This is a genomic window from Bacillus sp. F56, assembly GCF_001748205.1.
In the GTDB taxonomy this organism is placed as follows: domain Bacteria; phylum Bacillota; class Bacilli; order Bacillales; family Bacillaceae; genus Bacillus; species Bacillus stercoris.
In genome coordinates this window covers 146,256-159,112 of sequence record NZ_BDFC01000009.1, presented here as the reverse complement: position 1 = coordinate 159,112, position 12,857 = coordinate 146,256, and the positions used below count along the sequence as shown (strand labels likewise).

Annotated in this window: 9 protein-coding genes; all 9 read left to right on the top strand. The window is 49.7% G+C overall.

All coding sequences use genetic code 11. The features are described 5' to 3' along the window. Nucleotides 1–8 precede the first annotated feature (8 nt). The 9 genes from rhgX to BFW96_RS16255 all read left to right on the top strand — a co-directional run bounded on the left by rhgX (nucleotide 9) and on the right by BFW96_RS16255 (nucleotide 12,842). Complete coding sequence (gene rhgX / locus BFW96_RS16295) at nucleotides 9–1,847, top strand: rhamnogalacturonan exolyase (RefSeq protein WP_069840016.1); 1,839 nt, start codon at nucleotides 9–11, stop codon at nucleotides 1,845–1,847. 52 nt (nucleotides 1,848–1,899) lie between these two features. Next, complete coding sequence (locus BFW96_RS16290; protein WP_069840015.1) at nucleotides 1,900–2,553, top strand: rhamnogalacturonan acetylesterase; 654 nt, start codon at nucleotides 1,900–1,902, stop codon at nucleotides 2,551–2,553. Nucleotides 2,554–2,558: 5 nt separating this feature from the next. Beyond that, entirely contained in the window at nucleotides 2,559–4,553 is a 1,995-nt protein-coding gene (gene yesZ / locus BFW96_RS16285) for a beta-galactosidase YesZ (RefSeq protein ID WP_069840014.1), read from the top strand. A 43-nt stretch (nucleotides 4,554–4,596) separates the two neighbouring features. Further along, entirely contained in the window at nucleotides 4,597–7,170 is a 2,574-nt protein-coding gene (locus BFW96_RS16280; RefSeq protein WP_069840013.1) for an exo-rhamnogalacturonan lyase family protein, read from the top strand. 121 nt (nucleotides 7,171–7,291) lie between these two features. Beyond that, nucleotides 7,292–8,800: an extracellular solute-binding protein gene (locus tag BFW96_RS16275; RefSeq protein ID WP_069840012.1), complete on the top strand. Its 1,509-nt coding sequence runs from the start codon at nucleotides 7,292–7,294 to the stop codon at nucleotides 8,798–8,800. A gap of 54 nt (nucleotides 8,801–8,854) precedes the next feature. Then, nucleotides 8,855–9,811 carry an ABC transporter permease gene (locus BFW96_RS16270; RefSeq protein ID WP_040083891.1) on the top strand — a complete coding sequence of 319 codons (957 nt, stop codon included), beginning with the start codon at nucleotides 8,855–8,857 and terminating at the stop codon, nucleotides 9,809–9,811. A 13-nt stretch (nucleotides 9,812–9,824) separates the two neighbouring features. Then, nucleotides 9,825–10,712 carry a carbohydrate ABC transporter permease gene (locus BFW96_RS16265; protein WP_014663136.1) on the top strand — a complete coding sequence of 296 codons (888 nt, stop codon included), beginning with the start codon at nucleotides 9,825–9,827 and terminating at the stop codon, nucleotides 10,710–10,712. Between the two features lie 8 nt (nucleotides 10,713–10,720). Beyond that, nucleotides 10,721–12,061 carry an alpha-galacturonidase LplD gene (gene lplD / locus BFW96_RS16260; protein WP_069840011.1) on the top strand — a complete coding sequence of 447 codons (1,341 nt, stop codon included), beginning with the start codon at nucleotides 10,721–10,723 and terminating at the stop codon, nucleotides 12,059–12,061. Nucleotides 12,062–12,146: 85 nt separating this feature from the next. Next, nucleotides 12,147–12,842: a DUF421 domain-containing protein gene (locus BFW96_RS16255; protein WP_069840010.1), complete on the top strand. Its 696-nt coding sequence runs from the start codon at nucleotides 12,147–12,149 to the stop codon at nucleotides 12,840–12,842. Nucleotides 12,843–12,857: the final 15 nt, after the last annotated feature.

The following is a 12,857-nucleotide window of genomic DNA, read 5'->3' as shown; positions in this document are numbered from 1 at the left end:
CCCATCAAATGAAACCAAAAAAGAGGCAAATGGAATACTTGACCAGAGGTTTGATTGCGGTACAGACAGAACAGGGCGTGTTTGTCAGCTGGCGTTTTCTCGGAACGGATCATGAGACGACGGCTTTTCACCTTTATCGAGATGGAAAGCGAATCACCCGCGATCCGATCGCTGACAGCACCAATTTTCTTGATCAAAACGGAACGGCAGACTCTGTTTATCAAGTGGCGGCTGTCAATAAAGGACGGGAAGAAAAGCTTTCCAAGGAAGCACGTGTTTGGCAGGAAAATGTTCTTGAGGTTCCGCTTGCCAAACCGGAAGGCGGTGTGACGCCGGACGGAAAGCCGTACACTTACACCGCCAATGATGCCAGTGTCGGAGATGTAGATGGGGATGGAGAATATGAAATAATCCTGAAGTGGGATCCGTCCAATTCAAAAGACAACGCTCATGACGGTTATACCGGGGAGGTGCTCATAGATGCCTATAAACTGGACGGCACCTTTTTGTGGCGCATCAACCTCGGCAGAAACATCAGAGCGGGCGCTCATTATACGCAATTTATGGTGTATGACTTGGACGGTGACGGAAAAGCAGAAATCGCCATGAAAACAGCTGACGGCACAACAGACGGGAAAGGACATATCATCGGTGATGAGCATGCCGATTTTAGGAACGAACAGGGCAGAATCCTGTCCGGTCCGGAATATTTGACCGTGTTTAAAGGAGAAACCGGTGAGGCGCTCACGACCGTGGAATATGAACCGCCCCGCGGCAAGCTGGAGGATTGGGGAGACGGCTATGGAAACCGGATGGACCGTTTTCTCGCTGGAATCGCTTACTTGGATGGGGAGCGGCCGAGCCTCGTAATGGCGCGCGGCTACTATACGAGAGCCGTGCTCGTGGCATACGATTTCAGAAACGGAAGGCTCAAAAAACGCTGGGTATTTGACTCCAACCAGCCGGGACATGAAGCGTACGCAGGACAGGGGAACCACAGCTTGAGCGTGGCAGATGTGGACGGAGACGGAAAGGATGAAATCATCTATGGCGCAATGGCGGTCGATCATGACGGAACCGGCCTGTACTCAACGGGGCTCGGACACGGAGACGCGATGCATGTAGGGGATCTGGACCCGTCACGAAAAGGGCTTGAAGTGTTCCAGGTGCATGAGGACGCCGCGAAGCCGTACGGACTGTCACTCCGAGATGCCGGAACCGGTGAGATATTATGGGGCGTCCATGCTGGAACTGATGTGGGCCGGGGCATGGCGGCTCATATTGATCCAAGCTACAATGGGTCGCTCGTCTGGGGAATTGATCCGCCTGGCAATGATGGCATGTCGTATGGGCTTTTTACGAGCAAAGGAGAAAAAATCAGCGACAAAGCGCCCGCTTCAGCCAATTTCGCCATCTGGTGGGACGGTGATTTGGTCAGAGAACTGCTTGATCATAACTGGGACGGAACGATTGGCAGGCCAAAGATTGAAAAATGGGATGCTGAAAACGGCTGTCTGAAGACGATATTTCAGCCGGCCGGCGTGCTGTCCAACAACGGCACGAAAGGAAATCCTGTTCTTCAGGCCAACCTGTTCGGGGACTGGCGGGAAGAAGTGATATGGAGAACGGAAGACAGCAGCGCACTCCGTATCTATACAACGACACATCTCACCCGCCACCGTTTTTACACGCTGATGCACGATCCGGTTTACAGGCTTGGCATCGCTTGGCAGAACACCGCCTATAACCAGCCGCCGCACACGAGCTTTTACCTCGGTACAGGGATGGAAAGACCGCCAAGGCCTGCCCTGTATATAGCGGGCAGCAAAGCGGAGGCACCGCTGTAGGAGGACTAAGGGATAAGAAGCAGCCGTATAAAAAACGAGGAGGAATGAAAAAATGGCAAATCATATTTATCTCGCCGGCGATTCGACTGTTCAAACGTATGGAGACAGCACAAATCAAGGGGGCTGGGGGCAGTTTCTCGGCTCACATCTGCCGGAGCACATTCAAGTAATCAACAGAGCGATTGGGGGAAGAAGCTCGAAAACATTTGTGGAAGAGGGCAGGCTTCAGGCGATCCTTGATGTGATCGAGCCGGATGATTGGCTGTTTGTGCAGATGGGCCATAATGACGCATCGAAAAATAAGCCGGAGCGCTACACCGAGCCCTATACTACCTATAAACAATATTTAAAACAGTACATCGCCGGTGCGCGGGAAAAAGGCGCCCATCCGCTTCTCATTACCCCCGTAGCCCGATTTCACTACGAAAACGGCGTGTTTTTGAACGATTTTCCTGATTATTGCATTGCCATGAAGCAAACGGCTGCTGAGGAGAATGTCCAGCTCATAGATCTGATGGAGAAAAGCCTTGCTTTCTTTACTGAGAAGGGCGAGGAAAAAGTGTACACCTATTTTATGGTTTCAGAAGGCATTAACGATTACACGCATTTTACAAAAAAAGGCGCAAATGAAATGGCGAAACTTGTGGCAAAAGGCATGAAGGAGCTCGGCCTGCCATTGATAGAATCGATCATCAAAGAAGGGTGAAGAATGTGAGGAGAAAACTATATCATGGGGCTTGCTATTATCCGGAATTATGGGATGAAGAGACGATTCAGCAGGACATTGACATCATGCGTGAAGTTGGCGTGAATGTTGTGCGGATTGGCGAATTTGCCTGGTCTGTCATGGAACCTGAAGAAGGAAAAATTGACATCGGTTTTTTCAAAGAAATCATCATCCGGCTGTATGATAGCGGGATCGAGACGATCATGTGCACGCCGACGCCTACCCCGCCGATTTGGCTGTCACACGGCCGGCCCGAACGCATGCATGTCAATGAAAAAAGAGAGATCATGGGGCATGGCTCCCGTCAGCACGCCTGTACGAACAACCCATACTTCCGAAAAAGAGCCGCCATCATCACGACAGCCATCGCCAAGGAGCTTGGCCGGCTCCCGGGGCTGATCGGCTGGCAGCTAGACAATGAGTTTAAATGCCATGTCGCAGAATGCATGTGTGAGACGTGCTTGCACTTATGGCATGACTGGCTTAAAAATCGCTACGGGGTGATTGAGCGGTTAAATGAAGCATGGGGAACCGATGTGTGGAGCGAAACCTATCAGACGTTTGAGCAAGTGCCGCAGCCGGGGCCGGCCCCGTTTCTGCATCACGCCTCTTTAAGGACCATGTATCAGCTGTTTTCGATGGAGATGATCGCTTCGTTTGCGGATGAACAGGCCAAAATCATCCGCTGCTATTCAGATGCGCCGATCACGCATAACGGATCAGTCATTTTCAGCGTGGACAATGAGCGAATGTTTCAGAATCTCGATTTTGCCTCCTATGATACGTACGCTTCGCAGGAAAACGCCTCTGCCTTTTTATTGAACTGTGATTTATGGAGAAATCTGAAACAGGGGCGCCCATTTTGGATTTTGGAAACGAGTCCGTCGTATGCCGCCTCGCTTGAAAGCTCCGCTTACCCGCACGCCGACGGGTATTTGCAGGCCGAAGCCGTATCGTCCTACGCCTTAGGAAGCCAGGGGTTTTGCTACTGGCTGTGGAGGCAGCAGCGTTCAGGCAGCGAGATTTCCCACGGTTCGGTTCTCAGTGCCTGGGGCGAGCCCACCATCGGCTACCCAAATGTGCTGGCGGTTGAGCGGGCAAGAAAGGAAATCGAACCGATTATTCTATCGACTGAACCCGTTCAAGCCGAGGCGGCGATGACGTACTCTGACAGAGCAAAAGCATTTATCAAAACTGAGCCTCACCGGGGACTCCGGCACCGTTCGCTTGTGACGCATTTTTATGAACGCCTTCTCAACACAGGGATTCACCGTGACCTCATTCCAGAAGGCGCTCCGCTGGACGGCTATCGTTTGCTGTTTACGCCATTTGTGCCGCATTTGTCTTCTGAATTTATCAAAAAGGCTACGGCATTCGCTGAAGCCGGCGGCATCTGGATCGCCGGGCCGCTGACAGGAGGGCGCACATCCGAGCATACGATTCATACCGATTGCGGACTTGGCGAACTTGAGAAAACGTCAGGGATCAAAACGCTGTTCACCTTTCCGATGAACGAGAACGTGAATACAGGAAAAGCGTTTGGCATCACGGCGCCGCTCGGGCTGTGGAGCGCGGTGTTTGACACAGAGAGCGGAAACACCCTTGGCACGGTTGAATCGGGACCGGGAGCGGGCCATGCTTTTTTGACGGAACGAAATTACGGCGAGGGGAAAATCGTCATGCTAGGCTCGCTTCCAACCGGGAAAGAAGGGGATGCGATGCTGGAGGCGTTTGTCAGGCATTACGCCGCTGAGGCAGCCATTTCTGTCCGCTCGGATGTGACACCCGGCACGATCGTTGCCCCGCGCAAAGGCGATAACGGCCTTGTGTGGATCATCGTGAATATGGATGGAAAAGGCGGAAGCGTGACACTGCCGGAAGCGGGAACGGATCTGTTGAAAAAACGTTTGGAAAAGGCGGGGAGGCTGGCGGTCGGACCGCATGAATACCGTGTAATTCAGTTTGACAATCACAGCTGATTCTTTGCATCGAATCAGCTTTTTTCTATGGAGGGAGAGACCGATGAAAAGGATCAAATGGTTATCAGAACAGCCAAAAGTGACAAGCGGTGTGACGTGGGGCGTGCCATGGAAAAAAGGAGAATTAAAAAAGGGTGACCGTCTGGCGCTTCTGAATGAAAACGCGGCAATCCGATATGTGCAAAGCGAACCGTCGGCCTATTGGCCTGACGGGAGCATCAAGTGGACGAAGCACGCGGCGGTGTTTGGCGGTCAGGAGAACCAAAGCTTTACAGTTCAAAAAGGAGAAGCACCGCAGCCGACAAAATCGATCAGCATTCACGAGTCAGCGCATGACATCCAAGTGGATACAGGAACGCTCGTCTGTACCATTCATAAAACAGGCTTTGATTTCATTCAATCGCTGCAGATCAACGGAAAGCCAATCGCCGCAGGCGGGAGGCTCGTTTCCATAAGAGAAACGAGAAAGGAGTCAGCGGCGGAAACGGTTCTTTTTCAAGAAACATCTGTCAGCCTTATCAAACAGGCGGCGATTGAGCAAAGCGGTCCTGTCAAAGCAGTGGTCAAAATCGAGGGAGTTCATGTGCTCCATAAAACGAATGAAGAGTGGCTGCCGTTTGTCATCCGTTTGACGTTTTATGCCGGGCTGTCTGAGATCGGCCTTGTGCACACGCAGCTGATTGACAGGAGCGGTAAACAAGAATTCATTAAGGGGATCGGCATCGAATTTGACCTTTTTTTGGAGGGAGAGCCGTACAACCGCCATTTTCGTTTTGCGGGAGAGAAGGGGATGTACAAAGAACCCGCCCAGCTGTTTGGCACACGTAAATTCAATGAACGGTATCCGCTTTATGAAAAACAAATCAATGGCGAAACGCTGTCACCAGATGAAGAGCATAAGGAATGGTTTGCGCACGGAACACAGAATGCGGTATGGGACGATGTGAAGCTTGTTCAGGATTCAAGCGATCATTACAGCCTGTCAAAACGGACCGGAAAAGATTATGCGTGGGTCGGCATGCTGCATGGCAGCCGGGCGAAGGGGCTTTGCTATGCGGGCGGCGTAAATGGCGGTGTGGCTCTCGGCCTGCGGTATTTCTTTGAGAAATATCCGTCAGCACTGGAAATCACAGGTCTTGCCGGCAGCCGCCCAAAAATGACCGTCTGGCTTTGGCCCCCGGATGGAGAAGCGATGGATTTGCGGCATTATACAGGACATACCCATGTGGCCAGCGCGTATGAAGGCTTTGATGAAATGCGCTCTGATCCGACCGGCATTGCGAACACAAATGAATTCAGCCTGGCGTGCTTTTCGCACATGCCGTCTGATGATGTCCTGAATGCGCTCGTTGACAAATGGCAGGCGCCGCCGCTCTTGGTATGCGAGCCGGACGTCTATTACGAATCAAAAGCACTCGGGGTTTGGAGCATCATTGACACATCCCATCCGCTCAAAAAAGAGCTGGAAGAACAGCTCGATGCGGCCTTTCTGTTTTATAAAAAGGAAGTAGAGCAACGCAGATGGTACGGTTTTTGGCATTATGGCGATGTCATGCATACGTATGACCCGATCCGGCATATGTGGCGGTACGATCTCGGCGGATACGCATGGCAAAACAATGAGCTCGTTCCGACCCTATGGCTGTGGCAGACGTTTTTCCGCTCAGGCAGAGAGGATATCTTTCGCATGGCAGAAGCCATGACCCGTCATACGAGCGATACGGACAGCTTTCACCTCGGTGAATACGCAGGACTTGGTTCACGGCATAACGTTGTGCACTGGGGATGCGGATGCAAGGAAGCGAGAATCAGCATGGCCGGGCTTTATAAATTCTATTATTATCTGACGGGTGATGAACGGACGGGAGATCTTTTGACAGAAGTGAAGGATGCCGATTATGCCCTCGTCAAAACCGATCCGATGCGCGCTTTTTACGAGAAAGGCAAGCACCCGACTCACGCCAGAACGGGACCGGACTGGGCGGCGTTTTGCTCGAACTGGCTGGCGGAATGGGAGCGGACCGAAAATCCTGATTATCTCCACAAAATCCAAATAGGCATCAACTGTCTGAAGCGGCTGCCGCTCCGCTTATTATCCGGCCCGACATTTGAATATGACCCGGCGACCTCGATGCTTCATCATATGGGAGACGGCATTGCGGGCGGATATCATATGATCATTGCCTTCGGCGCGCCGCAAGTGTGGATGGAGCTGGCTGAGCTGCTTGATGACCGGGAATGGGAGGATATGCTGAGTGAATTCGGCGAATTTTACATACTCAGTGATGAGGAAAAACGGAAAAAAAGCGGAGGCGCTCTTCATGACGGGCATTTTCACTGGCCGATGTTCGCCGCCGGTATGACAGCCTACGCCGCGAGAAAAAAACAAGATCCTCATCTCGCCGCCAAAGCGTGGAATCTTTTGCTCGATGATAAGCTCAGCCATACGCCGCTTCCGATCAAACCCGAGCACATCGAGACATGGGCGCAGCTGGAGGAGCTTCCATGGGTGACAACGAACACCGTCTCCCAATGGTGTTTGAACGTCATAACAGCGCTGGAACTGATCGGAGATTCCCTTCCGGCAAAAAAAGAAACGTCGGGCAAAAAAGGATAACAGCCGGAATTTCATAGGAGAAACGAAGCAAAAAATGAAGATTGCAAGAATTTATGTAAGCGCTTTATATTGAGAGGGGCAAAGGGGAAATGCAAATTAAAAAAAGGGGGACTTACGCATCATGAAAATAAGAATGCGAAAAAAATGGCTGGCCTTGCCGCTTGCTGCCATGATGATCGCCGGATGCAGCAATTCGGAAACATCCAGTTCAGCGGGCGGTTCGAAAGACACGATTAACATTATGGCGCCGCTCTTATCGCCGGAAAGCCCGAGTGAAAAGAGCCCTTCATTAAAAGCGCTCGAAAAATACACAGGCAAAGAGATTAAGGTGACATGGGTGCCTGATTCATCCTACAACGATAAATTCAACATCGTCATGGCTTCAGGAGAGATGCCTCACGCGATTGTCATTAAAGATAAGTCAGCCGGCTTTATCAAGTCTGTCAAAGCAGGGGCATTTTGGGAGCTGTCTCCTTATTTAAAAGACTACAAGAATTTAAGTCAGGCAGATGAAAAGATTTTGAAGAACAGCTCGGTGAACGGCGAGGTGTACGGAGTCTACAGAACGAGGGACCTGATCAGGGCGTGTATGATCATCAGAACCGACTGGCTGAAAAATGTCGGCCTGGATATGCCGGAAACGCTTGATGATTTCTATGAAGTGCTGAAAGCTTTTAAGGAAAAAGATCCTGACGGGAACGGCAAGGATGACACGTACGGAATGGTCGTGCCGAAATGGATGGGGCTCGGCAACGGAAGCCCGTGGGATGTTCTGCAAATCTGGTTCGGCGCCCCGAACCGCTACGGTGTTGAAAACGGAAAGCTGATTCCTGATTTTACAACGAAGGAATACATGGAGGCGCTCAAGTTTTTTAAAAAGCTCTATGATGAGGGTTTGATCAATAAGGATTTTGCGGTCATGGATTCAGCAAAGTGGAATGATCCGGTTGTGAAAGGAAAAGCGGGTGTCATCGTTGATACAGGCTCCAGAGCGTCTCAGATCCAAAGCGCGATGGAGGAGGCGGATGAATCGAACAAGGATATCATTGATATTGTCGGCTCGCTTGAGGGGCCGAATGGCAAGCGCACCTTCCCGACATCCGGTTATTCAGGCATGATCGCGATACCAAAATCAAGCGTCAAAACCGAAAAAGAGCTGAAAGAGGTGCTGTCCTTCCTCGATAAAATGAATGATAAGGAAGCGCAGATTCTCACGAACAACGGAGTGGAGGGGCGCAATTACGAGCTCAAGGACGGCGTATTCACCTCACTTGAAAAAAACAACAAATCCCTCCTATATGAGCATGAAGGCTTGGCGCAGTTCAGCATGTCGATCCCGAAAAGCGAGTATTACATCGAAGAGCAGAAAACAAAGCTCTTTCAACATCGCAAAGACATCATAACTGAAGGAGAAAAAATAGCCGTCTTTAACCCGGCTGAGTCGCTTGTATCTGATGTCTATACCCAAAAAGGAGCCCAGCTTGACAACATCATTCTCGACGCGAGAACACAATTTATCATTGGAGAAATTGATGAAAAAGGGTTCGAGGATGCGGTGGAGCTTTGGAAAAAAAGCGGCGGCAATGACCTGATGAAGGACTTGAACAAATTGTATCAATCGTCAAAATAAACCGATGCGCCTGCTACTCGGCGGGCGCGCCGGTACCACGAAAGGAGAACAGATATGGAAACAGTGCCGAAGAAGGGAGATTCACCTGTTCTCACTGCTGGAAAAGGCATCAGCTGGATGGCTGCGCTCAAACGGGACAAATGGCTTTATCTTCTTCTTATTCCAGGTCTGCTTTATTTTTTGATTTTCAAATACTTGCCGATGTGGGGCGTCCTGATCGCATTTAAAGACTATTCGCCATATCTCGGCTTCTGGAAAAGCGAATGGGTCGGCTTTGATTACTTCAAAGACTTTTTTATGAATCCGGATTTTTTCCGGCTGCTGCGCAACACCCTCATGCTGGCGAGCTTGGATCTTCTGTTTGCCTTTCCCGCGCCGCTCATTTTGGCATTGCTTTTGAATGAGGTGAGAAAGGCCGTGTATAAAAGATGTATCCAAACCTTTATTTACGTGCCCCATTTTGTATCCTGGACAATTGTGGTCAGCATCACCTTCGTTTTCTTTACTGTCGATACAGGTGTGATCAACAAAATGATCATGAGCCTGACAGGTGAGCAAATTTCTTTCTTGTCGGATGCAGACTGGTTCCGCCCGATGATTGTGATGCAAAGCATTTGGAAGGAGACAGGCTGGGGGACGATTCTATTTTTGGCCGCGCTGGCAACTGTTGACCAAGAGCAGTATGAAGCCGCCATCATGGACGGAGCGGGCCGGTTCAGGAGAATGTGGCATATTACACTGCCGGCAATCAGAAGCACCATTATCGTTTTGTTGATTTTAAGAATCGGTAGCTTTTTGAATCTCGGCTTTGAACAGGTGTATTTGATGACGAACTCGCTCAACCGCAGCGTGGCTGATATTTTTGACACGTACGTGTACATGATGGGGATTACCCAAGGCGCGTACAGCTACAGCACGGCGGTGGGGTTGTTTAAATCGCTTGTCGGAATCATCTTGATTTTCGGCGCCAATTACATTGCGAAAAAGTTTGACCAGGAAGGATTGTTTTAGAGGAGGGAGAGGTATGGCTGAAATTCACACGATGCATAACACCAAAGCCGGACGGGTGTTTGACGTCTGCAACATTCTGTTTCTCGGCGGTGTCGGCGCGATTACCATTTTGCCGTTTTTGTACATTATCGCTGGTTCCTTTGCGACAGAAGCGGAACTTGCCCAGCGGAGCTTCTTTATTTTTCCGAAAACCTTTACACTCGATGCTTACAAGTATGTGTTTTCGACACCGACGTTCATTCGAAGCATGGGCGTGTCCATCTTCATCACCGTGGTCGGGACGGCTGTGCAGCTGTTTTTCACCTTCACGATGGCATATCCGCTTGCGAAGCGGCATGTGAAGGGACGGAACCTGCTGTTGAATCTGGTAATTTTCTCGATGCTGTTTTCCGGCGGCATGATCCCAACGTACCTTGTCGTAAAATCACTCGGCCTTTTGGATACGTATTGGGCATTGATTCTGCCGATGGCAATTAATCCGTTCAACCTCATTATTATCAAAAACTTCTTTCAGCAGCTGCCGCGCGAGCTGGAGGAGTCGGCAAAAATTGACGGGTGTTCCGAAATCGGCGTCTTCTGGCGGATCGCCCTGCCGCTGTCAAAGCCGGTCATCGCGACCTTTGCGCTGTTTTATGCGGTCGGGATTTGGAATGATTTCTTCCACGCTCTCTTATATATCAATGACAGTGCAAAATGGCCGCTGCAAATGGTGCTTCGCCAAGTCACGATTTTATCGGATTTAACGGCGACCAATGGCGATACGTTGCAACATGCCGTTCCGCCTGAGCAAGGTATAAAGCTCGCCGTCATTGTCATTGCGACGCTGCCGATTTTGGCGGTCTATCCATTTTTACAAAAACACTTTGCAAAGGGTATGCTGATTGGCTCGGTGAAAGGCTGAGAAAGGGAGTGTTTCATATGAGTACGTTACATCAGATTAAAATTGCCTATATCGGCGGGGGGTCTCAAGGCTGGGCCAGAAGCCTGATGAGTGATTTGGCGATTGATGAGCGAATGTCAGGCACGGTGGCGCTCTATGATCTTGATTTTGAGGCCGCCCAGAGAAACGAAGTGATCGGCAATTACAGCGGGAACGGCAGATGGAGATATGAGGCCGTTTCTACTTTGAAAAAAGCGCTATCTGGCGCGGATATCGTCATTATTTCCATTTTGCCGGGTTCTCTGGATGATATGGAAATTGATGTTCACTTGCCAGAGCGCTGCGGTATTTATCAGTCTGTAGGTGATACTGTCGGGCCGGGCGGAATCATCAGAGGCTTGCGTGCTGTCCCGATATTTGCGGAAATTGCCCGGGCAATAAGAGACTACGCACCAGAGTCCTGGGTCATTAATTATACAAACCCGATGTCTGTCTGTACTAGAACGCTGTATAAAGTATTTCCCGGAATCAAAGCGATTGGCTGCTGCCACGAGGTGTTCGGGACGCAAAAGCTATTGGCGGAAATGGTCACGGAAAGGCTAGGAATAGAGGCGCCGCGGCGTGAAGAGATCCGCATTAATGTGCTCGGCATTAACCATTTTACATGGATCACGGAAGCCTCTTACCGCCATATTGACCTGCTGCCTATATTCCGTGAATTCAGCTCGCACTATGGGGAATCAGGATATGAGCTGGAGGGGGAAAGCTGGAGGGACAGCGTCTTTCATTCGGCACACCGTGTTGCGTTTGATTTATTTGAAACATATGGCGCGATCCCTGCTGCCGGTGACAGGCATCTGGCAGAGTTTCTTCCCGGCCCATATCTTAAACAGTTTGAGGTATGGAAATTCCATCTCACACCTATATCATTCAGAAAACAAGACAGAGCACTGAAACGAAAAGAAACAGAACGGTTCATTCAGCAACAACGGGGTGTTGCTGGGAAAGCTTCGGGAGAAGAAGGCGTGAACATCATAGCGGCCCTTCTCGGATTGGGTGAACTCGTCACGAATGTAAATATGCCGAATCAAGGCCAGGTTTCAAACCTTCCTATACAAGCCATTGTCGAAACAAACGCATTCATCACAAGGAACAGTGTCAAGCCGATTTTTTCCGGAGCGCTTCCAAAAGGTGTGGAAATGCTTGCGGCTAGGCATGTATCCAATCAGGAGGCAGTGGCGGAAGCCGGTTTAACAAAGGATACCGGCCTCGCGTTTCAAGCCTTCCTCAATGACCCGCTTGTCATGATTGACCGCAATGATGCAGAGCAGCTTTTCGATGACATGCATCAAAGCACCATACAAAGCTGAGGGGGAGCTTTGAGCTTCTTTCGCGGTTTAGAAAGGAAAGCATTGACCATACTGATAGTATTATCAAGAAGTAGGTGCTATCAATATGGGAAATTATTTAAGCGTTGCGGTAGAACTGGTCTGCGGTTTAGGCATTTTATTTATCATCTTAAAGCTTCTCGGGAAAACCCAATTTTCTCAAATTACGCCGTTTGACTTTATTTCTGCTTTAATTTTAGGAGAATTGGTCGGAAATGCCGTCTACGATCATGATATCAAAATCAAAGAAATCATTTTTGCTTCGCTGCTGTGGGGTGTGCTGATTTATGTTATTGAATTTATCACGCAAAAAATGAAATCATCGCGAAAGTTCTTGGAGGGTGAGCCGAATATCGTCATCCGCAAAGGAGAGCTTCAATATAAAGTAATGAAGAAAAATAAGATAGACATTAACCAGCTGCAAAGCCTTTTGAGGCAAGCGGGGTGCTTTTCGATCCAAGAAGTAGAATATGCGATTCTTGAAACAAACGGGATGGTCAGCGTGCTCCCCAAATCCGACTTTGACAAACCGATAAATAAGGATTTGCAGATTCCTTCGAAGTCTGTTTCTCTGCCGATCACTTTAATCTTAGATGGAGAGATTGTGCAAGATAATTTGAAGGAAGCAGGTGTGGATGAACAGTGGCTGAAGCAAGAATTGAAAAAGAAGAACATTGATAAGACGGAGGACGTGTTATTTGCGGAGTGGCACAAAAATAATCCGCTGTATACCGTAACCTACGAACAAAGCAGATCAACATGACTCTTTGAAAAAAAG